The organism is Paraburkholderia sp. BR10882 (genome assembly GCF_040948855.1).
GTDB classification, from domain to species: domain Bacteria; phylum Pseudomonadota; class Gammaproteobacteria; order Burkholderiales; family Burkholderiaceae; genus Paraburkholderia; species Paraburkholderia nodosa_A.
In genome coordinates this window covers 81,122-98,034 of record NZ_JBFPKP010000020.1, presented here as the reverse complement: position 1 = coordinate 98,034, position 16,913 = coordinate 81,122, and the positions used below count along the sequence as shown (strand labels likewise).

Here is a 16,913-nt window from a genome sequence, read left to right as displayed (position 1 = left end):
TGCATGATCAGTGAAACGTCGGCGAGCTGGCCATGCAGCAATGCTTGTACTTGCGGCCACTACCGCACGGGCACGGCTCGTTGCGCCCGATCTTCGGCTCTTCACGACGCATGGGAACGCGTCCCGGGATGCTCGCCAGCGCGCGCCGGTGGGGCTCGAAGTAACGGTAGATGTGGGTCAGCCCGGCGATCATCGTCTCCAGCAGTCCCTCGCGCTTTTCCGCAGGGATCGATGGTGGCCGCATCTGCGGGTCGGGATTGTGTTCATGATGCAGCATCATGATCGGGATCATCGGCCCGCCGTGGTCCTCGTCGTGGATCAGTTCCCCCCAGCTCGCAGGACGCATCTGTACGCCGCGCATGAAGCCATGCGCCCAGTCGTTGGCCAGGGCAACACCATCGTCGCGCTCGAGCAACACGGGCAGGTACACGTTCGGCTCATGCAGCGTTTGCTGCAATTCCGTGCTGATCGTGTTCCAGTGACGCATGAGCAGCTCGATGATTTCGGTGGCCTGCCCGTCGCTTTCAAACGAAAAATCCTCCCCCCAGATCTGGGGCAGATACTCGCTGGGCAACACGATGTCAGGTCCGCAAATCAACGCGACGAAATAGCCGTCGAGCGTTTCGATGTTCATCGCGGCATCGCCGATGGAGTCAAGAAACCCGGCGAGACGGGCAAAATCGTCGTCGGCAAGCGGCTGTTGGGACATCAAGTTGTTCACGGCGGATTTTCTCTTCGCGAGGGTCGAAGCAACTGTATCCGGTGATTATACGATGTCGACTTCGCTGGGTATGGCGGCAAGGTCGGTTGAGCCTTCGGCAGTTTGCGAGGGACGCCGAATCCGCGGCTCCGCCCCCGGCACCGGCCGCAGTGGCCTGAACCTGCCGGCCTGAAGCTTGCGGTCCTGATGCCAGACGTAGTCGCCGGTCAGGTTGATGTGCTCCCAGCCAAGCGGCGACAGATACGGCAGCAGCGCGGTGTCGGCATTATGTCTAGCGCCTTGATCGCTGCAAAACCGTCTTCCGGGTGATACTGTTCGATGTGATCGACAAGAAGTTGTCCAAGCTCCTGAACCAGGCGCGCGTACTGGTCTTGGGGCATCGTGTTCTTTTCCCTGTTATGTAGTCTCGCTAGTGGCCAAGCACTGCACCGAGGCCAAGTTCGTCAGCAACGTTCTTAAGCCGCTTATCACGCGTCCAGATAGTGACACCGGGTTGCAGGCGTGCCGATGCCAATAGTGACGTATCCACATACCCGATTCCGCGATTGAACAAGCCTTCGCATTCGATCAGATAAAACGTTTCTGCGGGCGTCGCGACCGGCACGCTGGGCAAATCGAGCAGGGCACCGAGCACAACTTCACGGTTGCGCAAACTGCCAAGCGAAATCTCACCGATCACGTAGGGATGAGCCAGTACACGCTCTTCGCCGAGCAGGGTCATCAGCAAAGGATCAGAAGCATTGATGTGGTCGATCCAGACAGAAGTATCGACGAGGATCATTTAGCGTCCTGGCGCCGACGCGGCGCGCCGGTGATGCCCGGTTGGCTCCCCCCAAGATTCGCAAGTCGCTTCGCGGCCTCACGCTGAATCAACGCCTTCAGCGCTTCTCGAACGAGTGCAGTTTTTTCCTCTACGCCCGTGTAGGCCTGAGCCTTGGCAATCAAATCATCATCAAGCGCAATAGTGGTACGCACGGCAAGCTCCTAGATAGATTAGATGGCACATATTATAGCATCATTTGATGCTATAATATGTGCCGCAAGTTTCTTCCGTAACACCCTCTGCTTCGCTGCCCGTTGCGAGGAAACGTGCGTCTGGACGAGGCACGGGCCCAAGTGCCAAACAATTGCCCATCTGACTCTATCCTGACGTGCTGAGAGTTTTTACCTGACGTCAGGAAAGGGTACGCTTCAGGCTGACACGCCCGGTACGGCCCGTCGTCGGTCAGCAGCCGGCCACGAGCCATCGTTCGTCAGTATCGGCTCGGACACCCGGTCGATTGCTTCGCTCAGTAAGCGGCCGTTCTGCAGGCCGACGATACACGGCGAGGATTGCAGCTAGGATTCTAGTGCGTATTTCGGCGAAGCCGAACACGGATTTCGGTTGAAGTCGAACAGGGTTTCCGGAGGAAGGTGAACATCCGTTTCGCTCGAAGACGAACGGTTTCGGGGAATTCCGGAATCGGTGTTCGGCGCTCCGAAACGCGTGTTCATCTTCCCGAAATCGGTGTTCAGCCCGCCGAAACGGCTGTTCACTCCGCCGAAATGCGTGTTCGGTGAGCCGAAACGAAAGGCGCGGTTTTGGTTGGCGGTACTGCGGATGGCTCAATCGGCCGGCGGTTAAGGTTGCTCCTTTTGGGAGAACCCGACGATGCCGGCTCACCGGACGACCATGCGCAAAATAAAAGATGTGCTTCGCCTGAAATGGACCTGTAATCTGTCTCACCGGCAGGTGAGCGGCGCGCTCGGGGTCGGGCTCGGCACCATTACCCAATATTTGCGGTTTTGTCGCAATAACGCGGTCAGGTAAAATCCACCGACGACAACGCATGACAAGCATGATGACAAAGACGAAGACGCCATGCAAGACGCTGCCCGCTGGCATTGGCAAGGTACTGAAGCGGCTGCACTAGCTGCTGGATGTGATCCTGCTGTGCGTCCGGTGGTACGTGGCGTACTCACTGAGTCTACGAAACCTCGAAGAAATGATGGCCGAGCGGGGTATCGAGGTGGACCATTCGAGCGTGCACCGGTGCGTTATCAAGCTGCTGCCGGTGTTTGAAAAAGCATTCCGCAAACGGCCTGTCGGCAAGCGCTGGCGCGTCGATGAGACCTATGTCAAGGTCAAAGGCCATTGGAAATATTTGTACCGTGCCGTGGACAAAGCGGGCAACACGGTGGATTTCCTGCTGTGCGCCCATCGGGACAAGGCCGCGGCGCGCCGCTACTTCGAGAAGGCGATTGAACAGAACAGCGAGCCCGAGACAATCACCGTGGACAGGAGCGGCGCCAATCTGGTTGCGCTTGAAGCGCTCAATGCCGAGCGCTTAACGCCGATCAAGGTCCGGCAAAACAAATACCTAAACAACGTCGTCGAGCAGGATCACCGTGCCATCAAACGCATCATCAAACCGATGATGGGGTTCAAGGATTTCCGCTGTGCGCGCATCACCCTGTCTGGCATAGAGATCGCACACATGATCCGCAAGGGGCAGATGTGTGACGATGGCGTCGCCTCGACTGCAGCCGAACAATTCTATTCTCTCGTGATGTAAGCAATCCTCTTCATCTCAGGCGCCTGATCGTCGCATCGTCCTTAACGCTACAAGGGCTTCCCCGTTGAGCACAAGCTCAATCGCGGTTTTTTTGTGACGTACCACATTGCCGTTGCGACGTGAGAAGGTGAAGGACTGCGATGCTACAAACGGTCATATTGGACGTAATTGCCCGGACCCTGATGAAAGACGCGCACGGGGATCTCATTCGACAGTCGGGAATGCAATCCCACGCGATAAGCCAGATATACCCCGTGCGGGTCCAACCCGCTTCACATCACCGCTGGCAGTGCAAAGTGATCGTTTATCCGCTCATAATGGACGTCGTTGGTCGTAGGAAATGATGTGTTCGCGACACGTTCACGCCGCAGTCGGTTCGTACTTGAACTCTTCGCCGAATTTCAGGCTCGCCCAAACCATTCTGGCATTCTTGGCTGCGATTGCGACAGCCGCGCGCCAGTAGCCGCGGCGCTCCACCAGGTTGCGCACCCAGCGGCTGAAGCGGTCCATTTTTTCGCCGAGATTGGCGATAATCGACCGCGCGCCGAGCACCAGCAGGCTGCGCAGATAGGCGTCGCCCGCTTTCGTGATACTGCCCAGCCGCTGTTTGCCACCGCTGCTGTGCTGCCCCGGTGTTAGTCCAAGCCACGCGGCGACCTGGCGACCGTTCCGGAAATCATGTCCGGCACCAAGACTTGCCAACAGTGCGCTCGCCGTGGTTGGGCCAATTCCGCGCAGTCGCATAAGTCTCTTGCTGCGCTCATCGGCGTGCGCTATTTCGGTGATTGCGCGGTCGTATCCGGCGAGCCGCGATTCAATGTTGTCTGCGTGCTCGAGCAGGTCACTAAAGCATCGTCTGGCCCAGCCGGGTAAGGCATCCAGATGCGCCGGGATTTCTCTTCGCAGACGCTCCGGGCTCTGCGGTAGCACCACGCCGAATTCAGAGAGCAGGCCACGTATCCGGTTATAGATGGCAGTCCGCTCCTCGATAAAACCCTGCCGCGTCCGATGCAGGCAGAGCGTGGCCTGCTGATGTTCGTCCTTCAGCGGCACAAATCGCATGCTCGGGCGCGTCACCGCTTCGCAGATGGCTGCAGCATCTGCCGCATCGTTCTTGCCGCGCTTGCCTGACATCCGGTACGGTGCCACGAGCTTCGGCGCCATTAGCTTCACCGTGTGGTCGTACTGCTGGAACATCCGCGACCAGTGATGCGCGCCAGAGCAGGCTTCCATGCCGATGAGACAGGGCGGAAGCTGGGCGATCAGCGCGACCAGTTGATCGCGTGAGACGCGCGGTTTGATCAATACCGCCTTGCCGGCTTCATCCACGCCGTGGACGGCGTCGGGTAGCAGCAGCGCATTGCTGCGCCGCCGCCCCCTGAGAACCGGACGTGCAGGTCACCCCGCATCCGGCTCAAGCCATTCTTCAGCACCATATCGTGGCACCGAACAATTTGATGGATCGCTTCGCAGTTCGACGGCGAGCGAAGTACGTGGTCCAAACCGGATCAAACGGATTAGCCAGTCCCCGGACCTTGACGTGTCTCGTAATCGGGATCGTCATAGCGCGGAAGAGCCGAAACCCGCTGATGCTGCCATCAGCGGAGCTCTTCGTAGCAAAGTCCCAGGACCGGCGCCCATCGACCCGGAAGTACCGGTTCCTCACCCACCGTGCTCCTTTCGTGGGATGCCGACGCCTAGCCCATTTCCAAAGCCGCTGCCAGATGTGCGAGTCTATCGATAAGAAGCTCGCTTTCGCCACGACGTGACGGTGATACATAGCCCATCCCCGGATAACCGGGTTGAGTTTCTGGATCAACGCCTCCTGCGTGACGCTCGCGTTGCTTTTGATGATTTCCCTGACCTTGTCGAGAAGCGATTTGACGCTCTTCTTTGCCGGCTTGATCAGCAGCTTGCCGTCGTACTTACGTACGTTCTGGCCAAGGAAATCGAAACCCTCCGCAATGTTCGTGATCCGGGTCTTCTCTTCCGAGAGTTCCAGACCTCGAGCAGCCATAAACTGCCTGACCGCCGGAAGCACCTTGCATTCGAGCACTTCTTTCGACACGCCGGTGACAATAAAGTCATCGGCATAGCGGACGACGTTGAGTTGGGCGTTGCTGCGAGCAAGTTTGGACCTTCCCACGCTTGCATAGACTGCTGCCTCAAGCCCATCCAACGCCATATTCGCGATCACAGGTGAGATGATTCCCCCTTGCGGGGTACCCGCCGATGTCTCGAACAAGGTTCCCTCATCGATAAATCCGGCCTGAAGCCACCGCCGCAAGATAGCCTTATCCATCGGTACGTGCTCCAGGATCCAGGTGTGACTGAAGCTGTCGAAACAGCCCCGAATGTCGCCTTCCAGAATCCACTCTGGCGAAGCCCGCTTCGCCAGAGTAATGAAGCATTGTTCGATGGCGTCGGCCGTCGAGCGCTCGGGCCGGAATCCATAGGAATTCGGATCCGCCAGTGTTTCTGCCACCGGTTCCAGAGCGAGCTTCCATAACGCCTGCATCGCCCTGCACCGCATACACGGAATTCCCAGCGGACGCCTCTTGCCGTTACTCTTGGGAATGTAAACGCGTCTCAGCGGCATCACACGATAGCCGTGATGTCGAAGCGACATCATTCCGTTCCATCTGGCCGCCGGAGATGACCATATCTTGCCGTCCACCCCCGGCGTTCTCTTACCGCGATTCTCCGTCACCCGCTTCACGGCCAACATTTTGCCGCTATGCGAGCGGGTCAGCAGACGTTGCAGTGCTTTCACCTTGCCCCATCGGCCTTCCCGGGTTGCTTTGGCGATACGCACCTGAAGTCGTCTCACATCTGCCTCAATGTGTGACCAGTTCACCTGATCCCACATTTGGGCAGAGCGCGAGGGCGCACCGGCGCTGGTCGCTTTCGCGCCGGTCGCCGTCATCTGCCTTCCCTCGTATAACGATTGGTCAAAGTTTTCTCGCCATGAATGACCGCGCGGAAGTCTGCCCGCTTTCGCGTCGGACGATGTCTCAGCCCGTATCCCGTCCATTACAGTCGGGCATTCGCTTTCTCCGCATTCCTTTACCCACAGTACCCACAGCGTTCCTTGCGGTTCGCCTGCCGTTTCCGGCGGTACTATGGGCTTACCCTGTTCCGCATGAATTTCCGAGCGGGGCGGACCCTTCTGCTTCGCCGGCGGTGGTTCTGTCCATGATGGTCCAGTCTTCGGAGACCATTCCTCACCGCGTACCGTTTTGGTTCAAGCCTCTCAGCACATTTGGCTTGTCAAAGATCACGACGTCAAACTGAAGTTCACATATGTTGGTCGTACCCACTCATCCCTTGCTCCTCTCCGCCTTTGTGCTGGCAGATTCCGCTCTGCCTCGCGGCTCGGCGTACCGGATAACCGGCGGCTACGTTGTCCCCGAAGCTTCATACCGAGCTGTTACCGGCTCCGCATGTCCGGGTAGGGAACGGTTGATGGAACAACCAGTTTCGTCAGGTCATACCTGCTCCTGTGAAACAGAAACTCACGCGACTTGCAGGTCGCACAAAGACGTTCTTGGCAAGATCGATTCCGATGGTGACAATGGACATGGACTTCCCCTCCTGCTGGTGTTGATGAAGGTCGAGACTTCATCATGGCACTTTGATGCCGACTCGCGGCTTCCGCCGCAGCCTCGGGACGGGGAAGTCCCTTCATTCGACAGAACCCTCAGGAATCCTGCGCGCCACCATGCGCCTGCAGTGCCGCATGTTCCGACTGGGGCGCCGGCTGCACGGGCAGTTCCGCCGCTGCGTCGAACCAGGTGTCGTCCCCACTTGCCGTCCCCTCGGATCCGTCTTCCCATTCGTCGCGCGCGTCGTGCCACTCGGTGCCGATCTGCGCGAGCGTATCGACCAGGGTACGTTCGGCGGACGCCCGCTGCGAGGGGCTGAAGAACAGCGGATCGCGCGCCACGCCCGCCATCTCGACCTCGGCTTCGGCGTGCACACCCTCGGCAGCCGGCGAGCGGCGGCCGGCGACCAGATCGAAGCCTAGGGCCATCGCGCTCCGGCCGAGGTTGATCGCGTGCCGTTGGCCCCAGCCGAGTGCTCCGCTCGTGGCCATGAGGCCCTTGGACAGGACGTCGCCGGCTACCCGGCCGAAGAGCATGTAGGCCGCCGTGTAGCCGACGGTCCCGGCGATGAAGCCCGAGGGGTTGCCCCTGGGGTCGTCCATGTAGCCGTTCATCAGCGCGGCTACGGAGAAGGGCAGGCCGATCGTCATGCCGCCGACCGTGTCGCTCACGCTGTCGTTCATCCCCGTGAGCGAGACGTGCGGGCTCAGCGCTTCACAGAGCAGGAACGTCGACGAGACGACCGCATCGGCGATGAAGTCGGGCAGGGCCAGCCCGTCCTTGCGCATCAGGGCGATGTTCGACCCGAGGACGGCGAAGGCGACGGTCGCCAGTGCCAGCTTTCCCTTCAGGGCGGGATTGTTCGCGAACGAGGCGTCCAGCGTCCGGCGCACCGCATCCAGGGGACCTAGGCTATGGCTGGCGGCGACCGGGCTCTCCTGCCCCGTCCCGGTCGCCACGAGCCGCTCAAGGCCCGTCACGATTCTGGACAGGTCTTGTTTGAAGAAGGGACCGGCAGCTCACCAATGTGCGGGGTAATCCGCCGGTCCTGCTGGAACTCGCCGACGAAGCCGTCGATCTTGCGCAGACCCGCGCGCAGGTCGCCCAGGATCCCCTCGATGGGTTCCTTAAAGCCGCCGGGAAGATCGTGCCTGCGGTTGAACGCGCTGTTGAAGCGCAGCCGCATCGAATCCATCAGGTCCTGCCCCAGCCGTAGGCCGAACATCATCGCCCCTTGCGCCACCGCCGCGCCGGCGACGAAGCCGGCGTTGTGCTGCAGCGGCATTGCCTTGTCGTAGAAGGTCGGGACGGCATAGACGAGCGAGATGAAGAAGACCAGGCTGTGCCTGTTGATGGCGTGCTTCCTGAACAGCTTCGCGTCCGTCGTCGGGCGTCGCATGAGCGAGACCAGCTGTATCGCCGTGTAGGTGTAGGAGGCGATGTTGAATGCGGCGTAGGTGCCCGTCTTCTGCTTGAACAGCGTGGCCAGCGGCAGGGGGTAGAGCAGCAGCGTCAGCGCGCCTTGGAACATCCGCTTGGCGGCGCTCGCGTCGTGCTGCAAGGTGTCGATGTCGGTCTCGAAGTTGGTCATGACCGGTGCAAGGTAGCGTTGGGCCTCGGCCAGGAACTCGGCCTCCTCCGGCGTCGCCGCTTGCTTGTCCAGGTGCGACCGCAGTTCATCGACCTTCTCGCTCATGGCGGCCAGCAGCGTCTTCGGCTCGGGGCATCCGGGCTCGGTGACCAGCTCGTTGCGCAGCTTGCCCACGAACTCGACGTCATCGAACTGCTGGAGTTCCTGAACGACCGACAGGTTCCCCAGGAAGGCGGCGACCCGCGCCGAGCAATCGCGCAGCGGCAACCCGCTCTCGACGTCCCTCGCATTGCCGGGATTGGGCCGGCGCGGCGGCTGCGCCCCGGAACGAGCCGGTCGCGGGGGCAAGTCCCGGACGCCTTCGTCGATGGCCGGCATGTCTTCGGGCAGCGACGGCCGCCGGGTGGAGATCGACAGCAGGTCCGCGACGCCGGCCGCGGCGTTCGAAGGCGGTCCCGGGCGCGCGAGCGCGCGCGTGGCGCCCGTGGGCGACAGGGTGCCGCTGCCTGCTACCGCTTCCGGGTTGTGCGGATGCGCGTAAGGGCGACGGCTTGCGGTTTCGATATTCACGGTCGAGTCCTTTCGGTTCTGTCGAATGAAGGGACTTCCCCGTCCCGAGGCTGCGGCGGAAGCCGCGAGTCGGCATCAAAGTGCCATGATGAAGTCTCGACCTTCATCAACACCAGCAGGAGGGGAAGTCCATGTCCATTGTCACCATCGGAATCGATCTTGCCAAGAACGTCTTTGTGCGACCTGCAAGTCGCGTGAGTTTCTGTTTCACAGGAGCAGGTATGACCTGACGAAACTGGTTGTTCCATCAACCGTTCCCTACCCGGACATGCGGAGCCGGTAACAGCTCGGTATGAAGCTTCGGGGACAACGTAGCCGCCGGTTATCCGGTACGCCGAGCCGCGAGGCAGAGCGGAATCTGCCAGCACAAAGGCGGAGAGGAGCAAGGGATGAGTGGGTACGACCAACATATGTGAACTTCAGTTTGACGTCGTGATCTTTGACAAGCCAAATGTGCTGAGAGGCTTGAACCAAAACGGTACGGTTCTGGTGCAAATAGGTAGACGGGTTGAGAAAGCTCATATAGGTAGGATGGCTTATTGATCAAACAGAACCGCATTCCATACGGCGGGCGCAGCGGCCTCCTTGAGGCCGAGCTTCGTGAGATCGAACTGCCCCTTGCGAATACAATGCGTCAACTCGATTCCTGCAATCGTGGTCGCTGCGCTCCCGAATCGTTTGAACCCAAGCATCACGTTCGTTCTGGACTTGATGTGGCGATGGTCTTGCTCGATCACGTTGTTCAGATATTTTGAGGACCGGACCTTCGTGTCTTCAGGCAGCAGACCATCGGCCTTCATTTCGCGCACCGCGCGGTGCGAGGCGGCATAGCCGTCGAGCGTGATGGTCTCCGGCGGCTGGCCCTGACGCTTGATGGCCTTGCTGAAAAAAGCTTTGGCCGCAGCCACATCGCGTCGGGCTCTGAGCATGAAGTCCACCGTCTGGCCAGCCCGATCCACTGCCCGGTACAGGTAGACCCACCTGCCGCGAATCTTCAGGTAAGTCTCATCGACACGCCACGAGCGACCCGCAGGTGTAGCAAACCGGTTCCAGCGTTTGACGAACTCGGGTGTATAACGCCTCACCCAGCGCAGAATCGTCGTGTGAGCCAGCGACAATCCCCGTTCGGCCATCATCTCGACCAGATCGCGAAAGCTGAGCTTGTAGCGCAGGTACCAGCGAACGCACAGGATGATGATCTCCCGATCAAAATGGCGTCCGCCGAACAACTTCTCCGGACTCTTCAGCTTGCTCATCGTGGCTCCTCGGTTCGTCTTCTTCCGACAACTCTAACCCATTCGCCGGCCCTATTTGCACCAGAGCCGTCCAGGGGATGGTGAGCCCGAAAAGTTCCAGGCGCAATCTGCGATTCAGGAAGTGCGGCACGCCGCAGCGCGTCCTGCTCGCAATACTCTGACCATCGCCGGGACACAGTTGACCGGCTGGGAGGCTCCACCCCCGCGGCGACGCATCGACGTCGAATCTCAAGTACAAGATCGGTTGCAGGATGCGCTAACTGAGGCTGCGCCGGTAGCCAACTTTGCACAACCTCTTCGATTATGTTGTCGGCGGCCGGACTCAAACGGCGACCGCCCGGCGTCGGACCACGGTGCTGAGGGTCGAGAGCGCTAGTCACAGGGTTCGCCAAAAATCGCTGCCGCAGCCGGTAGACAGTTGTCCAGTGGACGTCGAGTAGCTGTCCGGCCCGCTTTGCCTGAACGCGCGTCAGCGGCCCCCGCCCGAGCGGCCGTAGCACTGCCGCTACCTTCTTGGCACGACTGCCTGTCCCGTCAGAGGATGCCATGGTGCCCTCGCCCGCGCGCTTGATCGCGCTAGCGGAATTAAAGGACATCGCAGGCGCGCTAGCAAAATTAGCGGGCGTCACCCGCCCGAATCGTTGCACAAATGCAACGGAGGCGTAATCGTCGGAATCGGGCTGTATTGCTTGTCCGGCGCCAAGCTCAGGACTTTCCGTTGCTAGCAAAATCCGTGGTCATGGCTAGCAGAAACTACGAGCGCCAACAACAGTCGGCCAGGAGCGGCCGGTCGACGGCGTTGCCTAGATTGTGGACAATTGCCGTACTGGCCTGTCGATGGCCGGGTGCGCAAATAAGGAAAGAGGCGATGGGGCGGAAATTGGCCGATACCGAGTTGGAGCTATACAGGCGAGTGGATGAGGTTCTGTACTATGTCTGGGACCCAATTGGCGTCGCAACCAGTCCGGCCGCACGCGACGAACATCAAGGGTATCTGCCCAAGGTTTTCACAATGTTGCAGGAGGGAATGGACGCGTCAGCCAATGCAGCATACCTCGACGACGTTGCGACTGATCGCATGGGCCTAGATGCGAATCTGGAACATTCCAAGCGCGTCGCCGAATTACTTCTCGACTGGAAGACCGAGATTTATACGATTCGGCGTCGGCAAACGTGATGCACTAAGAGATGAAGATTCCTCTTGGAGTCAGGAACGAAGCGCTTTGGCGCAAACACTGTCGAAAGATTCGCGCCAGAGCGCTGGACTTGCTTGAAGGTCGCTTTGGCGTGATTGAAACAGCTCGGGTCATGCTTCCATTGGCGTATTGGACCAAGGTTCAAAACGAGCCGGAGTTTCTACTGTTTCGTGCGATTGCATCGGAGACCGACGATCTTCCAGTCGGCAACGTCCGTGCGTACTGGGCTGCAGATGCGCTGGAACGCGAGGATGTTTGCATTGAGGCCGCCGAGAAACTATGGCGTGAACAGGCGCTCTCCGCTGCCGAAAAGCTGGTCGAACGGTATCAATGGGCGGTTCGTCAGAAACACAGCTCCAGCGGCGCCGATCCGTCGAGGGCCAGGCACAACTGCGAGCAGAGCAAGATCGCCAAATGACTACGAAGCGCACAAAATCTCGGCTGGCTGGTGAACTCGGTCTGTTCGTCCAGCAATACGCCCGCAAGGCTCAGGCATCATCAGATCCCAACGACCGGCAATACGATCGCAAGCTCGAAAAGAAAATGAAGCGGCTTTCCCCGCCGGAGCTATCTGATCTTCTCTCCCAGGGCGAGCAGGAGCCAGACGACTTGGAGCATGAGAAAGGTTGAGGACGGCCAGTTTGCGATATTCGACAACACCCCATCAATCGTCGACAATCAATGTGTGAAGTTCCGATACAGATGGATGCAATCGAAAGGACGTCGATATAGATGAACAAAAGTGTAGACGAGCTAGTCGCCGAATTGGCTGAGCAAGGCATACATCTACCTGAAGGGAACGTCCGAATCGGTGGCTTTGGAGATTCGGAGGCTCTTTCGGAGTCGCTGATCGCACTCATTCTTGCTGGCGTGAAGCGTGGTACCTGCAGTCTGCCTTGGTCGTGGGACTTCGACGGCGAGTCAATTCCCAAGGCTGGAGACGTTGAAATAGTGCTTGACTGGCACGATCGACCTGCGTTCGTTCGGCGAGTCACCGAAGTGCAAATCGTCCCGTTTGATTGCGTCAGTGCTGATTTCGCGGCGAGCGAAGGAGAAGGCGATCTTTCATTAACGCACTGGCGGGCGGAGCACTGGCGCTTCTTCACAGACGAGTGCGGCCGAATTGGTCGGGTGGCTGACAGTTCGATGCCTCTCGTATGCGAGAGATTTGAGGTCCTTTACACGCTAACGCCCGTTCTGCGGCGCGAATGACTGCTCCCGGGGGCACTGAATGTCGCTTCAGGGTCATCGAGGTGCAGGGATGCCAACCCCCTCCTCGGACGGATAGGTGTGCGGCCGAGCGGCGCGCGCTAAAGTTAGTTTTGACTGGCCTAGCGCCCCTCTGTCTCCAAACTTATGCCCGCCTGAGCGGGCTTTTTTCGCCCGACGTCAGTCACGAATCAGCGATCTGCTGCGGCTTTTCACATCCTTAATCCAGTTGGGCGCCCGCCCCCGTCCCGACCAGGTGGCCCCCGTCTTCCGATCACGATATCGGGCCGGCACGACGCCACGCGCGGCGGTTACACGGCCGCCCCGTTGCCGTCCGAAGATATGACGCTCGGTAAACCCATAATCGGCGACCTTGCCCCTGATGTCCGCAAGCACTTCCTCAAATTCTGCCGTCCGGGCCGCCGCCTGTCCCCCCAACGCGGCCATTTGTGCTTTCAGTTCCTTGAACGTAGCCATGATCCCCCCGACGGTCGAATATGGTCAGCGCGATCTTAGCCCGCTTCGGTTTTGCTCGATTGACAGCTGCCCCGAAGGAAAGCGTCTCCAGTCGTCGATCGTGCTTGCGGAATCTTCAAAATGCCGACATCTACGCGCCTATGAAGATAAGTATTCTTATCACAAGGCATCTATTTATCTATAAAACTGTGCGATTTCAAAAACCGCCGGATACGGTCCCCGGCCTGCCCTCCGCTGTACCGGTCGGCTTGCCCGATGCCGGTGAACCCGCAATCCTCAACGCCAGCGGGACGAAAGCGCAGCTCCTGCTGCTTCGCGTCAGTCCAGGCGTTTCATCTGTCAACCCTCCACGTTCGCCCCAGTCACTCGCGCCGGCGTTAGCGCCGATATCAAAGAATGGCGGTTCACCAGGCGTAGAATACGCCGTTCATTTAACGCATCCGGATCCGGGCGCATCGCCACGAATACCCTGAAAATTCAGGCTCTGGGTGTGTCGCTGGTTGGCAAACTGGCCTGAGCGGCAGCCGGGCGAACAAGCCATGGTGTTATCAGCCTTGCGGCAAGAAAGAACGAAGCGCTCGATCTGGCTTTGGATAAGGGTCTTCCCCATGCAGCCAGGCATCGGGATAGGGGCGTCTTGCCTGGGCGGCTCGTCAGGCATGGGGAAGCGTGCCTGGTACGGCATCAACTGATTAATGAACGAAAGAAACATGCAGACCGTTGCAGTACTCGACTTCGAAACAACCGGGCTTTCACCGAATCTGGGCGACCGCGCTACCGAGATTGCCGTCATCCTCCTGCGTGACGGCCAGATTGTTGATCGTTACCAGAGCCTGATGAACGCAGGACGGCGCATCCCGTCCGATGTCGTTGCGCTCACCGGCATCACGAACGACATGATCGCATCGGCGCCTCCTGTATCGAAAGTCATGAGGGAAGCTGCAGCGTTTGTTGGAAACCATCCCGTGGTTGCCCACAACGCCGGTTTCGACAAGCGGTTCTGGCAGGCCGAACTGGGGCTGCTTGGAGCGCCAGCGGAGCATTCATTTGCCTGCACGATGCTCGTCGCCAGGCGGATATACCCACGCGCCCAGACTCACCGCCTGGCTAGTTTGGCGGAGATGCTTCGGCTACCGAAATCGGGTCGTGCTCACCGGGCGATGGTTGACGCTGAGGTCGCCAGCCATCTGTGGTGCCGGTTGCAGCACGACATCGCTCAAACGTACGGGCTGAAGCGAATCGATCACGCCCTCATGGCCCGATTGCAGAAAACCAGCAAGGCGAAGGTTGCGACATTGCTGGGTTCGCTGTCCAACGACTGAGCCGACAGCGCCGAACAACCTGGACGCCCCCCGATCCGTGGGGGGCGGCCAGGGAGGCCTTCCAGAGGCACTGTCACGTCGCCGTGTTGATGACGCAGTCGCTGATCGAGCGCACCACTCGCTCAGAAAAGCTTGCTACTTCGCCGCGCTGCGGGACACTTCAAGACAGGCAAAGCCGTCGTTGGTGAACAGCCACTTTTGAGTTATGCATAAAGAAATGAATATTGACCTGCACCGGACCTTTTCAGAGCACACAAGTTCGGGTACCCAAAGCGATGACGAAGACTGGCGCGAGTTCCTTGGCCAAAGCCGAGGCCGCAGGACATGGACAGATCTTCACGAAAAACCCGTCGTTGTTGTTCTTGGTGAGGCGGGTATTCATGCTGAAATGCTGCGAGCGATACGGCAACGTCATGCAGCTGCTCGTCGCGCAGTGCCACTTGCTCTTCATTCTCGCGATCCGTTGTAGCATCGCGCTGCCCGCTGAACCAATCTGGCGGGGGTCCATATCGACCGACACTTTGCGCGAGCCAGAGCGTCTCTTTTCTCGCGCGGTCTGGTTCACCTCTCGATGTTGAATCAACCGAGACCTCGACGCGCCCCATTATCTGCCACGGATTATTCGGCTTGACCCACCACTTCCTGAACGTCTTGTGTGCATAGCGATTAATCGCAAACACGCTTCGGAAGCAATACCACCAGCACGCGAGGAGTACTGCCGCCCAACCGAAGTACCCCAAAAGCGAGTCCACGCCACGCACTATTGCGACCGCGGTGAAATACAACAGGATGGCGGCCAGCACAAAGAACCGCGCGAGCAGCGTGTAGTTCGTCGAGAGATATAGCGAGAAGCCGGCAAGGTCGCCGTTAGTTTCTTCCTTCAGCCGCGCCGCCAGATCGTCGATGCCGCGCAGATTGCCATCCACGTGGCTCATAAAGGCGACACCCTTTTCGGTGTGGATGCCATAGAACGCAACGCACGGGCCAAGATATCCGGTGCGCAGGACGCTGAGCCGGTTCTCTTTATTCGTTACAGCGAAGGTCCGCTGCCTGACGTTGTACGTTCGTTCTTCCCGGTTTTGCTCTGTTTCGTTCATGAATGTTCAGATTGCACCAAATGCTATTGCTCGATTCGAAGCGTCGCGATCGAACGCTCATCGACGGTTCCAGTCGCGGCATCGACAACCCCGGCAGGACACCCAGCCCAACAACACATAGTTCGTTCGGAATGTCCGCTATACCGGCGCCTACGTCCCTACTCCTTTTACTCCCTGCTCGGCGAGCAAGTCCCATGTGTCTGCGAGATTGCGGACATCCTCGGGCATTTCTTGCCGCACGTCGGGCCACAGTGTTTCGATTCCGGCGATCGCCTTCGCCATGAAAGGCATGGAATACTGCAGCGGCATCGAGACAAGCTGCAATGCACCGGAATCGCCGGCGTGAGTCAAACTCAACTGGCTCAGGGCGAACGGGAGCGTATGCACGTACTGAGAGAGGAACATCGTGACGCTGTTGTAGTAATCGTGATTAATACCGCTTGCGACGTTGCGTTCCTCCTGACTCCGCAAATAGTGAGGCGCCTTACGCCTTCCGATTTTCCCCCTGACATCCTTCGGCAGTTCGCTGTAAAACGCGTGGCCGCTGACCATGTTGTGTAGTCTTTCGGCGTCAACTCGTATCATGTCAACATCTGGTCCATCTGCCCCGATATCCTTCAGCATGGCTAGTCGGTGCTCCTGGTCGTGGAGTTCCCACGCCAGGATTCGAATTTCACGCTCAGGCGCCGAGACCGTCTGAAGGCCGATGTATGCCAAAGCATCGAATGCTTCGATTAACGTGCGCGCGACCGCGCAAGCAGCACCAATGTCCAGCAGCTCCAGCGGCGAGGTAGCGTCAAGCGTAGGAGAAAGCTTTCTCAGGCTTAGTCCGTGGCAAACGAGCTTCGTGAAAATGGTTTCGGCGTATGACAGATGTCCTTCCGCAACGATGCGCCCCGTCAGGCGGTTAGACAACGCGCAGGCGTGAGCCAGAATCGCGTCAAACTCCCTGAGGATCGCGCGGTATCGCTCCCTTGTCATCGTGCTCGTGCTCATCGGTGTCGTCCCATCGGGTTGCGCTGATCGATAATTTTGCGCTGCCCTTAGCGCATGCATTTTGATTAGCTTCCTTCATATCATCATCCGGCGTGATCCCATTCGCCCGCTCCTTCGCTTCCAATTCGTGAGCACAGAGAGTAATTTTGTGCAACGGATCAGCAGGGGCACGACCATACTGAAGGAAGCCGACGCCGTAGCCTATAACCAAGCCGAGAATCAACGCGCGCATGGTCGACAAAGCGCCCCGCGACGACCAGTTGATCACATGACCAAATGCGATGGCTTTCAAAGTCACCGCAATCAACCGAAAATACC

19 protein-coding genes and 1 pseudogene are annotated in these 16,913 nt (G+C 59.1%); 6 read left to right on the top strand and 14 right to left on the bottom strand.

From position 1 onward, the window contains the following. Positions 1 to 7 precede the first annotated feature (7 nt). From AB3X99_RS33705 to AB3X99_RS33690, 4 genes and pseudogenes are all read right to left on the bottom strand, one after another. Positions 8 to 721: a UPF0149 family protein gene (locus tag AB3X99_RS33705; protein ID WP_368619433.1), complete on the bottom strand. Its 714-nt coding sequence runs from the start codon at positions 719 to 721 to the stop codon at positions 8 to 10. A 45-nt stretch (positions 722 to 766) separates the two neighbouring features. Further along, positions 767 to 973, bottom strand: a pseudogene (locus AB3X99_RS33700) (hypothetical protein); the annotation flags it as partial. Between the two features lie 157 nt (positions 974 to 1,130). Further along, positions 1,131 to 1,502: a type II toxin-antitoxin system VapC family toxin gene (locus AB3X99_RS33695; protein ID WP_342925446.1), complete on the bottom strand. Its 372-nt coding sequence runs from the start codon at positions 1,500 to 1,502 to the stop codon at positions 1,131 to 1,133. Continuing rightward, positions 1,499 to 1,696: a type II toxin-antitoxin system VapB family antitoxin gene (locus AB3X99_RS33690; RefSeq protein WP_342925445.1), complete on the bottom strand. Its 198-nt coding sequence runs from the start codon at positions 1,694 to 1,696 to the stop codon at positions 1,499 to 1,501. The genes AB3X99_RS33695 and AB3X99_RS33690 overlap by 4 nt, the downstream gene beginning before the upstream one ends. Before the next feature lie 938 nt (positions 1,697 to 2,634). Here AB3X99_RS33690 and AB3X99_RS33685 point away from each other — a divergent pair. Further along, entirely contained in the window at positions 2,635 to 3,276 is a 642-nt protein-coding gene (locus AB3X99_RS33685; protein ID WP_368619456.1) for an IS6 family transposase, read from the top strand. Between the two features lie 360 nt (positions 3,277 to 3,636). On the opposite strand, the gene AB3X99_RS33680 is transcribed toward AB3X99_RS33685, so the two are convergent. The 5 genes from AB3X99_RS33680 to AB3X99_RS33660 form a co-directional block, all read right to left on the bottom strand. Beyond that, entirely contained in the window at positions 3,637 to 4,632 is a 996-nt protein-coding gene (locus AB3X99_RS33680) for an IS110 family transposase (protein WP_368619455.1), read from the bottom strand. A gap of 70 nt (positions 4,633 to 4,702) precedes the next feature. Continuing rightward, positions 4,703 to 6,202: a group II intron reverse transcriptase/maturase gene (gene ltrA, locus AB3X99_RS33675; protein WP_368619432.1), complete on the bottom strand. Its 1,500-nt coding sequence runs from the start codon at positions 6,200 to 6,202 to the stop codon at positions 4,703 to 4,705. A gap of 774 nt (positions 6,203 to 6,976) precedes the next feature. Further along, positions 6,977 to 7,840 carry a hypothetical protein gene (locus AB3X99_RS33670; RefSeq protein WP_368619431.1) on the bottom strand — a complete coding sequence of 288 codons (864 nt, stop codon included), beginning with the start codon at positions 7,838 to 7,840 and terminating at the stop codon, positions 6,977 to 6,979. 17 nt (positions 7,841 to 7,857) lie between these two features. After that, a complete protein-coding gene (locus AB3X99_RS33665; RefSeq protein WP_368619430.1) occupies positions 7,858 to 9,042 on the bottom strand; it encodes a hypothetical protein in 1,185 nt (394 codons plus the stop codon). Positions 9,043 to 9,578: 536 nt separating this feature from the next. Continuing rightward, positions 9,579 to 10,298, bottom strand: coding sequence for an IS6 family transposase (locus tag AB3X99_RS33660; RefSeq protein ID WP_368619429.1), 720 nt, complete (start codon positions 10,296 to 10,298; stop codon positions 9,579 to 9,581). 718 nt (positions 10,299 to 11,016) lie between these two features. Here AB3X99_RS33660 and AB3X99_RS33655 point away from each other — a divergent pair. From AB3X99_RS33655 to AB3X99_RS33640, 4 genes are all read left to right on the top strand, one after another. After that, a complete protein-coding gene (locus AB3X99_RS33655; RefSeq protein WP_368619428.1) occupies positions 11,017 to 11,475 on the top strand; it encodes a hypothetical protein in 459 nt (152 codons plus the stop codon). 11 nt (positions 11,476 to 11,486) lie between these two features. Next, positions 11,487 to 11,912, top strand: coding sequence for a hypothetical protein (locus AB3X99_RS33650; RefSeq protein ID WP_368619427.1), 426 nt, complete (start codon positions 11,487 to 11,489; stop codon positions 11,910 to 11,912). After that, complete coding sequence (locus AB3X99_RS33645) at positions 11,909 to 12,124, top strand: hypothetical protein (protein ID WP_368619426.1); 216 nt, start codon at positions 11,909 to 11,911, stop codon at positions 12,122 to 12,124. Before AB3X99_RS33650 ends, AB3X99_RS33645 begins: the two co-directional genes overlap by 4 nt. A 102-nt stretch (positions 12,125 to 12,226) precedes the next feature. Further along, positions 12,227 to 12,706 (top strand): ASCH domain-containing protein, encoded by a 480-nt coding sequence (locus tag AB3X99_RS33640; RefSeq protein ID WP_368619425.1) that lies wholly within the window; start codon positions 12,227 to 12,229, stop codon positions 12,704 to 12,706. A 177-nt stretch (positions 12,707 to 12,883) separates the two neighbouring features. On the opposite strand, the gene AB3X99_RS33635 is transcribed toward AB3X99_RS33640, so the two are convergent. Beyond that, entirely contained in the window at positions 12,884 to 13,180 is a 297-nt protein-coding gene (locus AB3X99_RS33635) for an H-NS family nucleoid-associated regulatory protein (protein WP_368619424.1), read from the bottom strand. A gap of 427 nt (positions 13,181 to 13,607) precedes the next feature. After that, complete coding sequence (locus tag AB3X99_RS33630; RefSeq protein WP_368619423.1) at positions 13,608 to 13,892, bottom strand: hypothetical protein; 285 nt, start codon at positions 13,890 to 13,892, stop codon at positions 13,608 to 13,610. Between AB3X99_RS33630 and AB3X99_RS33625 the strand changes: the two genes are divergently transcribed. Beyond that, positions 13,891 to 14,502, top strand: a complete 612-nt coding sequence (locus AB3X99_RS33625; RefSeq protein ID WP_368619422.1) for a PolC-type DNA polymerase III — start codon at positions 13,891 to 13,893, stop codon at positions 14,500 to 14,502. The genes AB3X99_RS33630 and AB3X99_RS33625 overlap by 2 nt on opposite strands. A gap of 203 nt (positions 14,503 to 14,705) precedes the next feature. Here the strand turns inward: AB3X99_RS33625 and AB3X99_RS33620 are convergent, their stop codons facing one another. The 3 genes from AB3X99_RS33620 to AB3X99_RS33610 all read right to left on the bottom strand — a co-directional run bounded on the left by AB3X99_RS33620 (position 14,706) and on the right by AB3X99_RS33610 (position 16,887). After that, positions 14,706 to 15,599: a hypothetical protein gene (locus AB3X99_RS33620; RefSeq protein WP_368619421.1), complete on the bottom strand. Its 894-nt coding sequence runs from the start codon at positions 15,597 to 15,599 to the stop codon at positions 14,706 to 14,708. Between the two features lie 150 nt (positions 15,600 to 15,749). Then, on the bottom strand, positions 15,750 to 16,595 hold the full coding sequence (locus AB3X99_RS33615) for a hypothetical protein (RefSeq protein ID WP_368619420.1): 846 nt from the start codon (positions 16,593 to 16,595) through the stop codon (positions 15,750 to 15,752). Then, positions 16,540 to 16,887, bottom strand: coding sequence for a hypothetical protein (locus AB3X99_RS33610; RefSeq protein WP_368619419.1), 348 nt, complete (start codon positions 16,885 to 16,887; stop codon positions 16,540 to 16,542). The genes AB3X99_RS33615 and AB3X99_RS33610 overlap by 56 nt, the downstream gene beginning before the upstream one ends. Positions 16,888 to 16,913: the final 26 nt, after the last annotated feature.